Below are 17,507 nucleotides of genomic sequence, written 5' to 3'. Positions count from 1 at the left end.
TAACACGATCTGTCCGAGCATCCGCTCGCCGAAACTTTTGCCCAGGCCCACGAGTCACCAGAACACAGACTTATCTTTGTAGGAGATGCACTTATGCCCCGGGCAATCTGGAAAGGCGCCATCAGTTTCGGTTTGGTTCACATCCCGGTGTCGCTGGTGTCGGCGACGTCTGCCCAAGGCGTCGATTTTGACTGGCTGGACAAACGCAGCATGGACCCGGTGGGCTACAAGCGCATCAACAAGGCCACGGGCAAGGAAATCACCAAGGAAAATATCGTCAAGGGCGTAGCTTACGAAAAAGGCCGCTACGTGGTGCTCAGCGAAGATGAGATCCGCTCAGCCCACCCCAAATCGACCCAAACCATCGAAATCATCGCCTTTGTCGCCAGCGACCAGATCCCCCTGCAAAACATCGACACGCCCTACTTCCTGGCCCCGGATAAACGCGGCGGCAAGGTCTACGCGCTACTGCGCGAAACCCTGAAGAAAACCGGCAAGGTCGCCCTGGCCAATGTGGTGTTGCATACCAAGCAGCATCTTGCCGCATTGATGCCGCTGGAGTCGGCCCTGGTGCTGGTCATGCTGCGCTGGCCCGCCGAGGTGCGCAGCCTGGATGAGCTGGAACTTGGCAGCGATGTGACCAAACCCACCCTGGCCAAGGGCGAGTTGGACATGGCCAAGCGCCTGGTGGAAGACATGAGCGCCGACTGGCAACCCGAGGAATACCGCGACAGTTTCCAGGAAAAAATCATGGCGCTGGTGGAGAAAAAGGCCAAGGCCGGCAAGATCGAAGACGTGGAATCGACCGAAGGCAGCGAAGAGCGCAAATCGGCCGATGTGATCGACCTGACGGAACTGCTCAAGCGCAGCTTGGCGGGCAAACCTGCGGCGAAAAAACCCGCTGCGAAGAAATCCAACAAAAAGGCCTCTTGAGCCTGCCATTGGCTGGAGAACGACATGGCAAAGCCCCTGAGCGAGTACAACCGTAAACGCGACTTCGGGATTACCGCCGAACCCGCCGGCGACTCACCGGCCGGCAAGCGCAAAGCCTCGGCCTTGAGCTTTGTGATCCAGAAGCATGACGCGCGTAACCTGCACTATGACTTTCGCCTGGAACTCGACGGCGTGCTGTTGAGCTGGGCGGTGCCCAAAGGCCCGAGCCTGGACCCGAGCCAGAAGCGCCTGGCGGTCCACGTTGAAGACCACCCACTGAGTTACGGTGGCTTCGAGGGCAGTATTCCCGCCGGCCAATACGGCGCCGGGGATGTCATCGTGTGGGACCGCGGCATCTGGCAACCCCATGACGACCCGCACAAGGCCTACGCGGCCGGCAAACTCAAATTCAGCCTGGTCGGCGAGAAACTCTCGGGGGACTGGACCTTGGTGCGCACCCGGCTCAAGGGTAGCGGCGACAAGCAACAATGGCTGCTGATCAAGGAAAAAGACCAGCAGGCACGGCCCATCGCCGAATACGATATTGTCCAGGCCGAACCCGCCAGCGTGCTGAGCGACGCGGTGGTCGGCAAGCCCAAGGCCAAGGCTCAGGCGAAAACCAAAGCGGCACCCAAAGCAGCTCCCAAGGCGAGCACGCGCAAGCAGGCCACCGCCGTGCCCGAGCAGTTCTCCCCGCAATTGGCCACCCTGGTCGATCGGGCACCGGAAGGTGACTGGCAGTACGAGATCAAGTTCGACGGTTACCGCATCCTCGCGCGCATCCAAGGAGGTGAAGTGCGCCTGTTCACCCGCAACGGGCACGACTGGACCGAGCGCCTGCCGCGTCAGGCCAAGGCTTTGCAAGCGCTCAAGCTCAAGGACAGCTGGCTGGACGGCGAGGTGGTCAGCCTCAACGGCGACGGCCTGCCGGATTTCCAGGCGTTGCAGAATGCCTTCGACATCGGCCGCAGCCTCGACATCGTCTATTACCTGTTCGACGCGCCCTTTCTGAATGGCCGCGATCAGCGCGAAGACCCGGTCGAAACGCGTCGCGCCGCGCTCAAATCCGCGCTGTCCGCCAGCAAGAGCAAGCTGCTGCGCTTCTCCGAAGCGTTTGCGGCCAACCACCGCGACATTTTCGAAAGCGCCTGCGACCTGGCCCTGGAAGGCGTCATCGGCAAGCGTGCCGGCAGCCCTTACGTGTCCAGGCGCAGTGACGACTGGATCAAGCTCAAATGCCGCTTGCGCCAGGAGTTTGTGATTGTCGGTTATACCCGCCCCCAAGGCTCGCGCACCGGGTTTGGCGCGCTGCTGTTGGCGGTCAACGACGACGCCGGGCTGGTATACGCCGGGCGTGTGGGCACCGGCTTCGACCAGGCGTCACTGAAAGCCATCTACACCAAGCTCACCGCGCTCGAACGTGACGACTCGCCACTGCAAAAGCCGTTGACCAGCGCCCAGGCGCGTGGCGTGCACTGGGTCGAGCCGAGCCTGGTCGGCGAGGTGCAATTTGCCGAATGGACCCGTGAAGGCGTGGTGCGCCAGGCCGCGTTTGTGGGCATGCGCACCGACAAGCCCGCCGCGCAGATCATTCACGAACTGCCGCGCGCGGCCAAATCGGTCAAGGCGCCGGCGGCGAAAAAAACCGAGAAGGAGGTGAAAACCGTGAAGGACCTGAAAATCACCCACCCTGATCGCGTCATCGACAAGCAGAGCGGTACGCAAAAGCAGCAACTGGCGCAGTTCTACGCCGACACCAGCGCATGGATCCTGCCGTTCCTGCGCAACCGGCCCGTGTCGCTGCTCAGGGCGCCGGAGGGCATCGAAGGCGAACAGTTCTTCCAGAAGCACATCGAACGCATGACGATCCCGCACATCAAGCAACTGGACCAGGCCCTGGACCCCGGCCATGCACGCCTGATGGAAATAGACACTGCAGACGCCCTGGTCGGCGCCGTGCAAATGGGCACGGTCGAGCTGCACACCTGGGGCGCCACCACGGACAAGATCGAAACCCCCGACCTGTTCGTACTCGACCTCGACCCGGACCCCGCCCTGCCCTGGAAGGCCATGCTGGAAGCTGCGCAACTGACCCTCTCGGTGCTGGATGAATTGGGCTTGCAGGCCTTCGTCAAAACCAGCGGTGGCAAAGGCTTGCACCTGATCGTACCGCTGGCCCGGCGAGACGACTGGGACAGCGTGAAAGCCTTCGCCAAGGCCATCGCCCAATTCATGACCCAGCAACTGCCCGAGCGCTTCACCGCCACCAGCGGCCCGAAAAACCGCGTGGGCAAAATCTTCATCGATTATCTGCGCAACGCCCGGGGCGCCAGCACGGTAGCCGCTTACTCCGTGCGGGCGCGACCCGGCCTACCGGTTTCGGTACCGATCAGCCGGGAAGAGTTGAATGGGTTGCGCAGTTCCCAGCAATGGACAGTCGCCAACCTGCACGAACGCTTGCAGAGTTTGAAGACCGACCCCTGGGCCGGCTATGCCAATCGACAGAAGATCAGCAAGAAGATGTGGGACAAGCTGGGCGCCAAACCACCGAAGTGATCCGCGCCACGGGTGGGGCTCAGATAAGGATGAAGATCAGCGCGAGGCAAGCGAAGATCGCCCACTTTTCCAGGTAGTAGCGCGTGCGGTTGCGCTTTTTGAGCTCCTTGCCGCGCAAACGGATCTTGTACAAGCGGGTAAAAGCGCGGTTGAGGCCGCCGGTCTTGTCGCCTTCATCATTGGGCGAACCCGCAGCGGCCATTACATTGCGGCTGAACCAGCGGTTGAACGCGGCTGCCCAGCGGTATTTCATCGGCCGCTCGATGTCGCAGAACAGAATGATGCGGTTGTGCGCCGTGGTGTTTTCCGCGTAGTGGATGTAAGTCTCGTCGAACATCACCGGCTCGCCGTCGCGCCAGTAATAGCTCTCGCCGTCCACATTGATGTAGCAGCCCGGATCGTTTGGGGTATCCAGCCCCAGGTGATAGCGGTAGGAGCCCGCATAGGGGTCACGGTGACGCACCAGTTTGGAGCCCGGCGGCAGCTCGGCGAACATCGCGGCCTTGATCGAGCCGATGCTTTGCACCAGTTCGGTGGTGCGCGGGCACAGCTTCATTGCCGAAGGATGGCTGTCGCCGTACCACTTCAGATAGAAGCGCTTCCAGCCGGACTTGAAGAACGAGTTGAAGCCCACGTCATTGTATTGCTCCGAACGCTTGATCTCTCCGGCGCGCATCAGGTTCTGGGCTTCCTGGCGGATTTCTTCCCAGTGCGCCTGCAATGGGCTCAGGTCCGGAAAATCGCTGGGCGACAGATAAGGGCGGCTGGGTTGCTTGGAGAACAGATAAAGGAAGCAGTTGATCGGCGCCAGGAACGTCGAGTGATCGCTGAGCTGGCGACCCAACTTGTGTCGCACCCGGCCACGCAAATGTACATACGCGATGGAGGCAACGTAGAGAGCAACAATGATGAGTTTCAAGGGATTCGTCACACGTCAGGGAGAGAACAGGCTGCTCCTGCGGGCCCACAACGGCCGAGGATGGATAAGCAGCACCTGAAATCACAATTCACATACAGGCGACACGACCGGCAGGATGACCTTCCGATGTGTGACCATTGGCCGTTATTTAGCCATACTTTGTAACCAAAGGTTAACTAAGAATTGTGAAAAGCTGTCCACTGAGTGTGTTGGGGAGGTTGTGCCGGCGGGCCCCCAGGACCCGCCGGCCAGAGACGTCGCTACGGCTTAAAGCTGATCGTCCTTACGTTCGCGGCGTGAAAAACTGCTGTCTTCCAATGCCGAATACGGTACTGCACCACGCTGGGTAAACATGAGGTGGCGGACCAGCGCGACCATCAGCCCGAGCAATAACCCGCCCACCAGGCTCAACGCAATGACCAGAGCTTTTTTCGGTTTGATCGGTGCCAGAGGCTCCTGGGCGCGACGGTCAATTGTCACCAGCTTCAGGTTGCTCATGTCGATGTTCAAACCACGCAACCTGGCGACTTCGGCGCGAAGCGGCTCGACGTCCTGCAGGAAGATGTCTTCATTGCCACGTTTGCGCAGCACTTCAACTTCGCGGTTCGCGTCCAACAGCTGGAGTTCCTTGCCAATTTCGGCAATACGCGGATTGGTGAAGTCATCGCTGGTGCGCTTTTGCAGCGCGGCGCGCTCGGCCTCCAGGGCCTCAGTACCCATGAAGTACAGCGGAATCTTCTGATTGTTGACTTCGGTGCGCATCACCTGGCTCGAGCCGGTTCGCGCGGAGTCGGCCATGGAGGATGGCGTGGTCGGTGTTTTGATCCCCATGGACTGAGCGATGCCGATGGCTTCAGCCAATTCCGCCAGGCGGTTGGTCCGCTCCATTTTCATCTGCAAGCGCAGGGCGCTGAGTTCGTCCTGCAATTGGGCACGCTTGAGACGGTCCGCCTCGAGCAACTTGGCGATTTTCGATTCCTTTTCGGTGTCGTAGTTGGCCCGGGCCGCGTCGATCTTGCCCTTGAGCTCGGACAAGCGGTTATTCACGATCACCTTGAGGTCGGCGCCGACCTGCTGGCGCTCTGCGGCAATGGCGTAGTCGACAAACCCGTTGAGAATTTTCACCCCATCAACATCGGTCGGGTACTGCAATTCCAGACGGATGTAGTTGCTCAGCGAGTCGGACTTCTTCGGGTCCGGCAGGATGAGGTTGACCGAGTTTCGATTGAAGGCTTCAAAACTCTGTTCCAGGGTTTGCCCTGGTTTCTGAAACGCCTTGAACAATTCCTCGTGATCCTTGAAGAACCCAAGGCGAGCCTCGTAGGAGTCCAACTGCGCGCCCACTTTTAGCAACGCATCGGCGGGCGGCAATTTATACACTTCAGAGCGGTTCAACGCATCCAGCTCGTTGATCGCCGCAGGCCGTAGCACGCTGCTGACCTCGTAGGTCTTGGGCGCCAGGAAGGCATACCCCACGCCTAAAACTCCCGCCAGAATCGTACACCCCACGATCAGCTTTTTTTGTCGCCAGATGGCGTGAAACAATTCAAACAGATCAATTTCATCAGACGCTGGCGGGGAAGTACGATTCAAAATAAGCACACCTTAATTAATACTAAAAGGCCATCACTCGAAGAAGTCCTAAGGCTTCAAATCAGGGACAACGCCCTGAGCACGGCGGAACGATGGCAATCTGACTACGGAGTCTGACGAAAAATCCCGCGTATTTAAGGATTATTTCTGCTTTATGTCGATGTGTAGCCAAAAAGATATTTTGATGTGGGATTAATCACGCTACAAGCGTAGCTAATACAACATGAAAATGCTGTCAAATAGCTGTCCCATAAAGCAAAAATCCCGCCACCTGAAGGCACTGCCCCTGTGCGGATACAATCCCCTTCCCCCCTTCAGCAAAAGGAAGTTGCATGTCATCCCCTTCAGTCACGGATTACCACGCCCTGCAAGGTGCCTGGGAGCAAACCGCCCTGGAAGACAACGGCGTACTCAACCCTGCCGATGCACATAGCGCGCCAGGTGCCATCACCAGGATCAGCGGGGACACGTTTGAAGTCGTCACGGTCGAGGGCGACCTCTTGCTGGCGGGGCGTTTTGTCTTGGACGCCGACACCACGCCCAAGAGCATTACCTGGGTGGACGCCATCGGCGCGGACGCCGGCAAGTCGCTACCGGCCAGCTACCGGCTCGAAGGTGATCATTTTGTATTTATCGCTGCCGATGAAGGCATGCCCCGGCCCACCGTGTTCAGTACCGGCCCGGGGCAAACCATGCGCACCTTCGTGCGCCGGGCATGAACGACGCCCTTATCCGCTTTGATCACGGCATTTTCACGAGGCCTTCACGTTCCGGCCTATAGGGTGAGGCCTACCTACTCCAGTGATTCCCTTGGCCCGCCGTTATGTGCGGGCTTTTTTTGCGCGCAGAAAAACGCCCTGGGCCAGCGCGAAACTTATCGCCAAGTGCGCAGGTCACTAGCCCAACGCGTGTCCGGCCCCTGGACTGCACTCTGGAAGGTTGCATCGTGGCCCATCACTCAGACCTGCGCACTGCCTTGTCCCTGGACAGCCTGAATTTCTTCCTCGCGGATGTGCGCGACGGCCTGGGGCCGTACCTGGCTATCTATCTGCTGGCGGTCCATCAATGGGACCCGGCCAGCATTGGCGTGGTCATGACCCTGGCGGGCATTGCCGCGCTGATCACCCAAGGTCCGGCAGGCGCATTGATCGACCGTACCCGCAGCAAACGCGCGGTGATTGCACTTGCCGCGCTGCTGGTCACGCTCAGTTGCCTGATGCTGCCCTTCGTCAGTTCGTTTGGCTGGGTGGCGCTGACCCAGGCCGCCAGCGCCATCGCCGCGTCGGTGTTCGCCCCGGCGATTTCCGCGATTTCCCTTGGCATCACCGGGCCGCGTGCGTTTACCCGGCGGACCGGGCGCAACGAAACCTTCAATCACGCCGGTAACGCCGTGGCAGCACTACTGGCCGGGGGTTTGGCCTATCTGTTCGGGCCGGTGGTGGTGTTTTACCTGATGGCGTTTATGGCCGTCGCCAGTGTCATCGCGGTCGGTTGCGTGCCGGGCAAGGCGATCGACCATGAGGTGGCCCGGGGCTTCGACCCCGCGCATCATACTGACGATGAGCAGCCCTCGGGCATGAACATCTTGCTCGCCAACCGCCCCTTGTTGCTGTTCGCCATCTGCTGTGCGCTGTTTCACCTCGCCAATGCCGCGATGCTGCCGTTGGTCAGCCAGAAGTTGTCGCAGATCAATCTGCAGATGGCCACCCCGTTGACCTCGGCCTGCATCGTCGCCGCGCAACTGGTGATGGTGCCGACGGCGATGCTGGTGGGAGCCAAGGCCGACCTCTGGGGGCGCAAGCCGCTGCTGCTGGCCGGCTTCATGATTCTGCCGTTGCGCGGCGTGCTTTATACCCTGTCCAGCGACCCCTACTGGCTGGTTGCCGTGCAGATGCTAGACGGCATCGGCGCGGGCATTTTCGGCGCGCTGTTCCCCGTGATCGTCAAGGACCTGACCCAAGGCACCGGCCGCTTCAATGTCAGCCTCGGCGCGCTGTCCACGGTATTTGGCCTGGGCGCGGCGCTGAGCAGCAGCCTGGCAGGCTTCGTGGTGCAAATGGCCGGCTACAACGCCGCCTTCCTGACCCTGGCCGGGGTGGCGGCCGTCGCGTTGCTGCTGGTAGGGCTGGCCATGCCCGAGACACTGGCAAAACCATCCTTCGCTCGCCATACACCTGTCGCCTGACATATGCGACAATGCGCGCCAAATTCCAACACACATTCCAGATTTTGCGCTCAGCGACCGGGTTTCGCGCCTCGATGTCGCTGTTGACGCATGCCTGAAGGCTCCTGCCGTCACGCTCGCAACCCATTGATAGGTAAAGTAATTGATCTCCACAGCTAACATCACCATGCAGTTCGGCGCCAAGCCGCTCTTCGAGAACGTCTCGGTCAAGTTCGGCGCCGGCAACCGCTATGGTTTGATCGGTGCCAACGGTTGCGGCAAGTCGACCTTCATGAAAATCCTCGGCGGCGACCTCGAACCGTCCGGCGGCCAGGTCATGCTCGAGCCGAACGTGCGCCTGGGCAAGCTGCGCCAGGACCAGTTCGCCTACGAAGAATTCACCGTGCTCGACACCGTGATCATGGGCCACGAAGAGCTGTGGAAGGTCAAGGCCGAACGCGACCGCATCTACTCGCTGCCGGAAATGAGCGAAGAAGACGGCATGGCCGTGGCCGAGCTGGAAACCGAGTTCGCCGAGATGGACGGCTACACCGCCGAATCCCGCGCCGGTGAGCTGCTGCTGGGCCTGGGGATTCCCCTGGAACAGCATTTCGGCCCGATGAGCGAAGTGTCGCCCGGCTGGAAGCTGCGCGTATTGCTCGCCCAGGCGCTGTTCTCCGACCCGGAAGTGCTGTTGCTCGACGAACCGACCAACCACTTGGACATCAACACTATTCGCTGGCTGGAAAACATCCTGACCCAGCGCTCCAGCCTGATGATCATCATTTCTCACGACCGTCACTTCCTGAACAGCGTGTGCACCCACATGGCTGACCTGGACTACGGCGAGCTGCGCCTGTTCCCGGGCAACTACGACGAGTACATGACCGTGGCGACCCAGTCCCGCGAGCAACTGCTGTCGGACAACGCCAAGAAGAAGGCGCAGATCTCCGAGCTGCAGTCCTTCGTCAGCCGCTTCTCGGCCAACGCCTCGAAAGCCAAGCAGGCCACTTCCCGCGCCAAGGCGATCGACAAGATCCAACTGGCCGAGGTCAAGCCTTCGAGCCGTGTGAGCCCGTTCATCCGTTTCGAACAGAACAAAAAGCTGCACCGCCAGGCGGTCATGGTCGAGAAGATGGCCAAAGGTTTTGACGGCAAGCCATTGTTCAAGGACTTCAGCTTCCAGGTTGAAGCCGGCGAGCGCGTGGCGATCATCGGCCCGAACGGTATTGGCAAGACCACCCTGCTGCGCACCCTGGTCAACGAACTGACCCCGGACGCCGGCAGCATCAAGTGGACCGACGCCGCGGAACTGGGCTACTACGCCCAGGACCATGCCCATGACTTCGAAGACGACCTCACCCTATTCGACTGGATGGGCCAGTGGACCCAGGGCGAGCAGATGATTCGTGGCACATTGGGCCGCATGCTGTTCTCCAACGACGAAATCCAGAAGTCGGTAAAAGTGATCTCCGGTGGTGAACAAGGCCGCATGCTGTTCGGCAAGCTGATCCTGCAAAAGCCGAACGTGCTGATCATGGACGAACCGACCAACCACTTGGACATGGAATCCATCGAAGCGCTGAACCTGGCGCTGGAGAACTATCCGGGCACGCTGATCTTCGTCAGCCACGACCGCGAGTTCGTATCGTCCCTGGCTACCCGCATCATCGAGTTGAGCGCAGACGGCGTGATCGACTTCAGCGGCACCTATGACGACTACCTGCGTAGCCAGGGTGTGGTGTTCTAAGAACAGCGCATAGCTGCCGGGCCAAACAGGTTCCAATGTGGGAGGGGGCACCCCCCCTCCCACATTGAACAGCGCAGTGGCATCATGGCCGCACCGCCCGCCAGCGAACGAGTTCACATGCCTGCCGCCCCCTCCTCCCTGTCGATCACCCTGCAGATCGTCTCCATCGTCTTCTACACCTTCATTGCGTTTATCTGCATCGGCCTGCCGATTGCGGTAATTCCAGGCTATGTGCACGAACACCTGGGCTACAGCGCCGTCGTGGCCGGGGTCACCATTGGTTCGCAATACCTCGCCACCTTGCTCAGCCGGCCGATGGCCGGGCGCATGTCGGACAACGTCGGCACCAAGCGCGCCATTGTGCTGGGCCTGGCCGGCATCCTGATCAGTGGCGTGCTGACGTTTATCGCGGTGCTGCTGGAGGACCTGCCGGCGCTGAGCCTGGCCATCCTGATCGCCGGTCGACTGTTGCTGGGCGTGGCCCAGGGCTTGATTGGCGTGGGCACCATCAGTTGGTGCATGGGCGCGGTCGGCACCGAACACACGGCCCGGTCGATTTCCTGGAACGGTATCGCTTCCTACGGCGCCATCGCCATTGGCGCGCCGCTGGGGGTGGTGATGGTGGCCGACTATGGCTTCGCCAGCCTGGGCCTGGCGCTGACGGGGCTGGCCGCGCTGGGCCTGGTGCTGATCCGCAACAAACCCTCGGTGCCGGTGGTGCGCGGCGAGCGCCTGCCGTTCTGGGCGGTGTTCGGACGTATCGCTCCGTTTGGCGCCAGCCTGTGCCTGGCCTCGATTGGCTACGGCACGCTGACCACCTTTATCACCTTGTACTACCTCAATCGCGGCTGGACCGGCGCAGCGTACTGCCTGACGGTATTTGGCGTGTGTTTTATCGCGTCGCGCCTAGTGTTCATTTCCGCCATTAGCCGCGTGGGCGGTTTCACCGCCGCCATCGCCTGCATGCTCATCGAGACCCTGGGCCTTACGCTGTTGTGGCTGGCGCCGTCGACCGGCGTGGCGTTGATTGGCGCGGGGTTGACCGGTTTTGGCTTGTCATTGGTGTACCCGGCGCTAGGGGTCGAGGCTATCAAGCGCGTGCCAGACAGTAGCCGTGGCGCCGGGCTGAGTGCGTATGCGGTGTTTTTCGACCTGGCCCTGGCGATTGCCGGCCCGTTGATGGGCGCGGTGGCGCTGAACCTCGGCTATGGCTGGATATTCTTCTGCGCGGCGCTGCTGTCAGTCACGGCGCTGGCACTGACCGTGCTGCTCAAGCGTCGCGCTTACTGATCGGCCGTCTGTAACCCGGCACGGGTGGCTTCGCCGAGGGTGTGACTGAAAAAGCGCCCGGCCTCGGAGACCAGATCGCGGTGGATGCCCTCACGGTCGACACCGTCGGCATCGGTGCAGATGGCCGGCATCGTCGCCAATTGGTCGCTGTCACACGGCGCCATGAACACGAAGTGCCCTGCCCCGGCCAACAGTTTGAAGTCCGGCGGCTCCGGCAGTTTGCGCGCCAGGGCGGCGGCGTTCTTGTCCACCGCCACCAATTTGTCGCCATCGCCACTGTAGAGCAGCACCGGTACGTGCACGTCAGCCAGGGTGTGGCGACCAAACATCAGGCTCAGCGGCGCCATCAGCATCAGGGCATGGATGCGCGGGTCGGCCTGGGGTTGCAAGTCGTCACGGTCGACCACCAGTTCGCCTTTGGTGTTGCAGGCGTCACGGTCCTCCGGGCGCTGCTGGCAATAGCGGCGCAAACGCTCGAAATCCGGCTTGGCCCCCGCCAGGATCAGCGCAGTTTCACCGCCGGCCGAATAGCCGATCACGCCCACCTGGTCGATGTCGACGAAGGGCGACAGCATCGGGTCGTCCAGCGTCGCGGTGATTGCCTGGGAAATCTGGATCGGCCGGCCATACAGATTGCTCACGGTGCCCAGGCGGCTGTGATCCTTGTAGTTGTCGCCGGGGTGCAGCACCGCCACCACCACAAAGCCCTTGCGCGCCAGCGAGGTGGCCAGGTCATGCAGGGCCAGCGGCGTACCGGTATTGCCGTGCGACAACATCAGCATCGGGAAACGGCCGATGGCAACCTTGGCGTCTTCGCCGGCAGCCACATGGTAGGCGCCCAGCGTCGTGGTGTGCTCGGTGTCGGTGGAGGGGTAGAACGCAATGGCCTTCATCGGCTGCGAATCCAGCGGGTCCAGGACGCTCATGCGATGAAAGCCCACACTCCAATGCGGGTGCGGCGCAGGCGCGGCGTGCACTGAAAGCAGGCCGCCGCACAGGGAAAGAACCAAAACAGCACAGAGACGCATCATGGGGATGTCCACCTTTGCTGCGTGAGAACCGGCATGCCGTATGAAAATTCCAGGGTAGTGAACCCAAGCGTGCATAACCTGGGCCATAAATGCAAAAACTCCGTACTCCGCTCGCGCTCAGGCGAACAGAATACAGAGTTTAGACGCCCGGCTTCAGATTGAAACCGGCCGCGACGAACATTTACACAAGCCTTACGCAGCGGCGAACAAGTGCTCGCTGATCAGCACGTTGGCGTCGCTCAAGGCTTTGCTGCGCACTTCGTCGCCGTAGGCCAGGCCTTCAGCACGTACGATTTCGATATCAGTGATGCCGAGAAAGCCGAACAGCAACTTCAAGTAGCCTTCATGGGCGGCACCGGACGCCTGGCCGGCATGCAGGCCGCCGGCGGTGGAGACGATGATGACTTTCTTGTTGCCGCACAGGCCTTCAGGGCCAGCCTCGGTGTAGCGGAAGGTCTGGCCGGCGACCGCGATGCGGTCGATCCAGGCTTTGAGTTGGGTCGGGATGGTGAAGTTGTACATCGGTGCGCCCACCACCACGGCATCGGCGGCGAGGAATTCAGCCAGCGACGATGCGCTCAGTTCGGCTTCATGCTTTTGCGCGGCATCGCGCAGTTCGGCAGCGGTGCCCAGCGCACCCAGGGTGGCGCCGGAAAAATGGTTGATGCCTTCGCTGGCGAGGTCACGGTAAGTCACTTCCACACCCGGCTCGGCGGCCTGCCATGCCTTGACCACGCCGGCGCTGAGCTGACGGGAAGCGGAGTTGTCGCCGAGGATGCTGGAATCGATATGCAACAGTTTCATGGTGGATCTCCGAGGGTGGGATCGGCAGGGGCGATCAGATGGTGTTGATGCTACGCATCCAACCAATGGTCGATAAGCCATCTGGAATGCGATAGATTGTCCCACTGACAGGACAATAGGCTGACCATGCAAGACCTCAACGACCTCTACTATTTCGCCAAAGTCGTCGAAGCCGGCGGTTTCGCCGCCGCCGGCCGCCTGCTGGGGATTCCCAAATCGCGCCTGTCGCGGCGCATTGCCGAGCTGGAGGAACGCCTGGGCGCGCGCCTGCTGCAACGCACCACCCGGCAACTGACCCTGACCGCCGTCGGCGAGCGCTACCTGCGCCACTGCCAGGCGATGTTGCTGGAAGCGGAGATGGCCGATGAGGCCGTGGCCAGCATGTCCACCGAGCCCCGTGGGCGTCTGCGGGTCACTTGCCCGGTCGGCCTGGCCCAGCAGATCCTGCCGGAACTGGTGGCCGGCTTTCTCGCCGCGCACCCGCTGGTGCAACTGGACATGACCCTGGTCAACCGCCGCGTCGACCTGGTGGGCGAAGGGATCGACGTAGCCTTGCGCGTGCGCGAACTGGGCGACGAAGATCCGTTGCTGGTCACCAAACGCCTGCGCCAGGCACACACCGTGCTGGTGGCCAGCCCGGCACTGCTGCGTGATCGGCAGGTCGACAGCCTGGACGACCTCAGGCAATTACCGATAATGGGCGCACTCGAGGCGGACCGCATGGTGCACCAGCGCATCATCGACCCCCAGGGCAACGCTCACGAGCTGGTCATGGAGGCGCGCCTGGGCATCGAAGACTTTATCGTACGCAAGACCAGCGCGCTCATGGGCGTGGGCTTCACGGTGCTGCCGATGATGTATTGCGAAGAGGAACTGGCCAGCGGCCGACTGGTGCAGCTGCTGCCGCAATGGTCGTTGCCCGGCGGCTGGCTGCAGGCCGTGTATCCGCACCGGCGCGGCGTGCTGCCGGCCATTCGCGCCTGGATCGACTACCTGGAAGAAGGTTTCAAAGGCTGTGGAGATCGCCTGCTATGAGCATGACCGAAGCGCAAGTCGCGCAATTCTGCCTGAGCCTGCCGGGCGCACGCGAGGACTACAAATGGGGCGGCGTACGGGTATTCTCGATCGCCGGCAACAAGATGTTCGCGCTGCAGAACCTGCGCGGCGACTCGCTGGCGTTCAAGGTCGACAAGGAACTGTTCCTCGGCCACGTCGACCGCCCAGGCATCCACCCGGCGCCGTACCTGGCACGCGCGCAATGGATCATCATGAACACGCCCTACCCGCTGGCGCCCGAGGAACTGCGTGGTTTGTTGCAACGCTCCCACCAATTGGTGGTAAGCAAGCTGCCCAAGCGCACGCAGGTGGGGTTGTTGCTATAGGACCGACAGTAGCGTGCCGCCGAGAAACAGCTGGTCCAGCCAGAACACTTGATGCAGCAGCACGATCACCCAGAACAGCACCTGGTAAGACACCTTGCGCGTCTTGTGCCGGAACACTTGCTGGGCGATCAACGCCCCCGGCCAACCGCCCGCCAACTCGACGGCGTGCAGGATGTTTTCCGGGATGCGCCGGCCCTCGGTCTGGGCCTTGCGCTTGTCACTCCAGTACAGAAAGAACGCCACCACGCTGACCACCCCGTAGGCCGCCAGTGGGATGACCGTCTCGCCGCGCTGCCACAGCAGCGCCGCACCCAGCAGCGGCGCGGCGCACAGCACTAGCAGGACCAATGCCTTCAGGCGCGGATGCTGAATGCTCATGGCTTGACGGCGGTCCAGTCGATCCAGCCGAATTGCCAGGTCGCCAGGATCACCAGGCCGAACGCGATCCGGTACCAGGCAAAGGCCGCGTAGCTGTGGTTGGCAATAAATTTGAGCAGGCCCTTGACCGCGATCATCGCGAAGATGAACGAGGTGACAAAGCCGATGGCGAACACCGGCAGGTCCGCCGGCTGGAACAGGTCGCGGTATTTGTAGCCCGAGTACAGCGCTGCACCGACCATGGTCGGCATGGCCAGGAAGAATGAAAACTCGGTGGCGGTCTTGCGCGACAGGCCGAACAGCAGGCCGCCGATAATCGTCGCACCGGAGCGCGAAGTGCCTGGAATCATCGCCAGGCACTGGGCGACGCCGACCTTGAGCGCGTCTTTCCAGGTGATGTCGTCCACGGTTTCGGCATGAACGGCATGTTGGCGACGTTCAGCCCACAACATGACCACGCCGCCCACCACCAGGGCCGTGGCCACAGTGATCGGGTTGAACAGGTAATGCTTGATCAGGTCAGCGAAAATCACCCCCAGCACCACCGCCGGCAACACGGCGATGATCAGGTTCACGGTGAAGCGCTGGGCGTTGCGCTGAGTGGGCAAGCCGATAACCACATCGAGGATCTTGCGGCGAAACTCCCAGACCACGGCCAGGATCGCGCCCAGCTGGATAATGATATTGAATGCCTCGAAACGCTCGCCACCGAAGTTGATCAGGTCGGCGACGATGATCTGGTGGCCGGTGCTGGAGATCGGCAGGAACTCCGTCAGCCCCTCGACCACGCCAAGAATCAATGCCTGTATGGCAGTCCAAAAATCCATGCTTTCTCCAAAGGTCACGCGCCTGGCATGCCTCTTATGTTTTTTAAGTTCACTGACAACGAGCGTGCTGCAGCGCCCGGCATCGATTCTCAATGCCGGACTGCAAAAATTCCGTGAAAAATCAGGCAGTACTCAGGTTTTTCGATTACGGGCCGAAAGCCTATCAGACAAGCCGAAAAAGTCGATGCAACACCCACAATTATAAAAGGCACGGAGTGACAGGACGATGAACAGTTTGCGCAATATGTCGATCAGCCGACGTCTCTGGCTGATCCTGGTAGTCGCCGTGCTGATGCTGCTGACCTTGGGCGCGTTGATGCTCAAACAGATCCAGGACGACCTCTACCAGGCCAAGCGTCAACAGACCCAGCACGTGGTGCAAACCGCCAGCGGTGTGTTGAGCTACTACCAGAACCTGGAAAAAACCGGCGCGCTCACCCGCGAAGCGGCGCAGCAGCAAGCCCTGAGCGCAGTGCGCGGCCTGCGTTACGACCACGACGATTACTTCTGGATCAACGACCTCACCCCCGTGATGATCATGCACGCGGCCAATCCCAAGCTGGACGGCCAGAACCTCTCGGCGATCCGCGATCCGGACGGGTTTGCGGTGTTCAACGAGTTCGTGAGCCTGGCCAAGGCCAAGGGCGCCGGCATCGTCAATTACCGCTGGCCGAAACCGGGGGCCGATGCGCCGGTGCAGAAAACCTCCTACATCCAGTTGTTCGCACCCTGGGGCTGGATTATCGGCTCGGGCGTCTACGTGGACGACGTGCAGGCCGAGTTCACCGTCCAGGTGTGGAAAGCCTCGGCCATCGGCCTGGGCATCGCGCTGATCATGGCCCTGCTGGTGCTGTTGATCGCGCGCAGCATCCTGCAACCGTTGCAGGCGGCGGTGAATGCCATGGGCAACATCGCCAGCGGTGAAAGCGACCTGACCCGCAGCCTCGATACCCACGGGCGCGACGAGGTCACCCAGCTGTCCCAGCACTTCAATGCGTTCACCGCCAAATTGCGCCAGGTGGTCGGCCAATTGCAGGTGTGCGCCAACGCCCTGGGCGAGTCGTCCATCGAGTTGGGCCACAACGCCAGCCAGGCCCACGACCGCAGCCAGCAGCAGTCGCAACAGATGGAACTGGTGGCCACCGCGATCAATGAAGTCACCTACGGCGTGCAGGACGTGGCCAAGAACGCCGAGCACGCCGCCAGCGAAATGCGCGACGCCCAGGCCCAGGCGCAACAAGGCCAGGTCAACATCGACGGCAGTTTGCAGCAGATCGACCAGCTCTCCAGCACCATCAGCCAGGCCGTGGAGGTTATCCGCACCCTGTCCAGCGAGAGCACCCAGATCGGCGGCGTGCTGGAAGTGATTCGTTCAATTGCCGACCAAACCAATTTGCTCGCGCTCAACGCCGCCATCGAGGCCGCACGCGCCGGCGAGCAGGGTCGTGGGTTTGCCGTGGTGGCCGATGAGGTACGGTTGCTGGCCCAGCGCACGCAGAAATCCACGGCTGAGATCCAGGCGATGATCGAGCGGTTGCAGGGCCATTCGGAAGCGGCGGTCAAGGTCATCAGCGACAGCCACAGCGCCTCGCAACTGACCATCGAACAAGCCGGCCTGGCCGGTGCAAGCCTCAGTGCCATCGGCCAGGCGCTGCATAATCTCAACGGGCTGAACGCCTCGATTGCCAGTGCCACCCTGCAACAGGCCCATGTGGTGGAAGACATCAACCAGAACGTCACCCAGGCGGCCGGCTTATCCCACAGCACCGCGCTGGCGGCTGAACAGTCGAGCGTGGCGAGCGCGCAACTGCGCGGCTTGAGTGAGCAGCTTGACGGGCTCTTGCGCCAGTTCAAAGTCTGACGCCCATGTCATGAGCACG

General features: G+C 61.5%; 15 protein-coding genes. 9 read left to right on the top strand and 6 right to left on the bottom strand.

The window, feature by feature from the left end; translation table 11 throughout:
• Nucleotides 1-93: 93 nt before the first annotated feature.
• On the top strand, nt 94-933 hold the full coding sequence (locus C4J91_RS13220; protein ID WP_124362743.1) for a Ku protein: 840 nt from the start codon (nt 94-96) through the stop codon (nt 931-933).
• Nucleotides 934-957: 24 nt separating this feature from the next.
• Nucleotides 958-3,489: a DNA ligase D gene (gene ligD, locus C4J91_RS13215; RefSeq protein WP_124362742.1), complete on the top strand. Its 2,532-nt coding sequence runs from the start codon at nt 958-960 to the stop codon at nt 3,487-3,489.
• Between the two features lie 19 nt (nt 3,490-3,508).
• On the opposite strand, the gene lpxO is transcribed toward ligD, so the two are convergent.
• On the bottom strand, nt 3,509-4,408 hold the full coding sequence (gene lpxO / locus C4J91_RS13210) for a lipid A hydroxylase LpxO (RefSeq protein WP_124362741.1): 900 nt from the start codon (nt 4,406-4,408) through the stop codon (nt 3,509-3,511).
• Between the two features lie 267 nt (nt 4,409-4,675).
• Nucleotides 4,676-6,001 carry a Wzz/FepE/Etk N-terminal domain-containing protein gene (locus tag C4J91_RS13205; RefSeq protein ID WP_124362740.1) on the bottom strand — a complete coding sequence of 442 codons (1,326 nt, stop codon included), beginning with the start codon at nt 5,999-6,001 and terminating at the stop codon, nt 4,676-4,678.
• A gap of 332 nt (nt 6,002-6,333) precedes the next feature.
• Between C4J91_RS13205 and C4J91_RS13200 the strand changes: the two genes are divergently transcribed.
• From C4J91_RS13200 to C4J91_RS13185, 4 genes are all read left to right on the top strand, one after another.
• Nucleotides 6,334-6,720 carry a TIGR03067 domain-containing protein gene (locus C4J91_RS13200; protein ID WP_124362739.1) on the top strand — a complete coding sequence of 129 codons (387 nt, stop codon included), beginning with the start codon at nt 6,334-6,336 and terminating at the stop codon, nt 6,718-6,720.
• Between the two features lie 227 nt (nt 6,721-6,947).
• The gene (locus C4J91_RS13195) at nt 6,948-8,186 is read left to right on the top strand and encodes an MFS transporter (RefSeq protein ID WP_124362738.1); all 1,239 of its coding nucleotides are present in this window, start codon (nt 6,948-6,950) and stop codon (nt 8,184-8,186) included.
• 142 nt (nt 8,187-8,328) lie between these two features.
• Nucleotides 8,329-9,915: an ABC-F family ATPase gene (locus tag C4J91_RS13190; protein WP_124362737.1), complete on the top strand. Its 1,587-nt coding sequence runs from the start codon at nt 8,329-8,331 to the stop codon at nt 9,913-9,915.
• 117 nt (nt 9,916-10,032) lie between these two features.
• Nucleotides 10,033-11,205, top strand: a complete 1,173-nt coding sequence (locus tag C4J91_RS13185; RefSeq protein WP_124362736.1) for an MFS transporter — start codon at nt 10,033-10,035, stop codon at nt 11,203-11,205.
• On the opposite strand, the gene C4J91_RS13180 is transcribed toward C4J91_RS13185, so the two are convergent.
• Together C4J91_RS13180 and C4J91_RS13175 are read right to left on the bottom strand one after the other, a co-directional pair.
• The gene (locus C4J91_RS13180; protein WP_124362735.1) at nt 11,199-12,236 is read right to left on the bottom strand and encodes a dienelactone hydrolase; all 1,038 of its coding nucleotides are present in this window, start codon (nt 12,234-12,236) and stop codon (nt 11,199-11,201) included. The genes C4J91_RS13185 and C4J91_RS13180 overlap by 7 nt on opposite strands.
• Nucleotides 12,237-12,428: 192 nt before the next feature.
• The gene (locus C4J91_RS13175) at nt 12,429-13,040 is read right to left on the bottom strand and encodes an FMN-dependent NADH-azoreductase (protein WP_124362734.1); all 612 of its coding nucleotides are present in this window, start codon (nt 13,038-13,040) and stop codon (nt 12,429-12,431) included.
• A 126-nt stretch (nt 13,041-13,166) separates the two neighbouring features.
• Here C4J91_RS13175 and C4J91_RS13170 point away from each other — a divergent pair, with 126 nt between their 5' ends.
• Together C4J91_RS13170 and C4J91_RS13165 are read left to right on the top strand one after the other, a co-directional pair.
• Complete coding sequence (locus C4J91_RS13170; RefSeq protein WP_124362733.1) at nt 13,167-14,075, top strand: LysR substrate-binding domain-containing protein; 909 nt, start codon at nt 13,167-13,169, stop codon at nt 14,073-14,075.
• Entirely contained in the window at nt 14,072-14,422 is a 351-nt protein-coding gene (locus tag C4J91_RS13165) for an MmcQ/YjbR family DNA-binding protein (RefSeq protein ID WP_124362732.1), read from the top strand. Before C4J91_RS13170 ends, C4J91_RS13165 begins: the two co-directional genes overlap by 4 nt.
• On the opposite strand, the gene C4J91_RS13160 is transcribed toward C4J91_RS13165, so the two are convergent.
• Together C4J91_RS13160 and C4J91_RS13155 are read right to left on the bottom strand one after the other, a co-directional pair.
• A complete protein-coding gene (locus C4J91_RS13160; RefSeq protein WP_124362731.1) occupies nt 14,417-14,800 on the bottom strand; it encodes a DUF1294 domain-containing protein in 384 nt (127 codons plus the stop codon). The genes C4J91_RS13165 and C4J91_RS13160 overlap by 6 nt on opposite strands.
• Entirely contained in the window at nt 14,797-15,627 is an 831-nt protein-coding gene (locus tag C4J91_RS13155) for an undecaprenyl-diphosphate phosphatase (RefSeq protein ID WP_124362730.1), read from the bottom strand. Before C4J91_RS13155 ends, C4J91_RS13160 begins: the two co-directional genes overlap by 4 nt.
• A gap of 226 nt (nt 15,628-15,853) precedes the next feature.
• Between C4J91_RS13155 and C4J91_RS13150 the strand changes: the two genes are divergently transcribed.
• The gene (locus C4J91_RS13150) at nt 15,854-17,488 is read left to right on the top strand and encodes a methyl-accepting chemotaxis protein (protein ID WP_124362729.1); all 1,635 of its coding nucleotides are present in this window, start codon (nt 15,854-15,856) and stop codon (nt 17,486-17,488) included.
• The last annotated feature ends 19 nt before the right edge of the window (nt 17,489-17,507 follow it).

Source organism: Pseudomonas sp. R3-52-08 (assembly GCF_003851745.1).
GTDB lineage: Bacteria > Pseudomonadota > Gammaproteobacteria > Pseudomonadales > Pseudomonadaceae > Aquipseudomonas.
The sequence above is the reverse complement of the archived record's forward strand: the minus strand, read 5'-3'. Positions and strand labels throughout refer to the sequence as shown.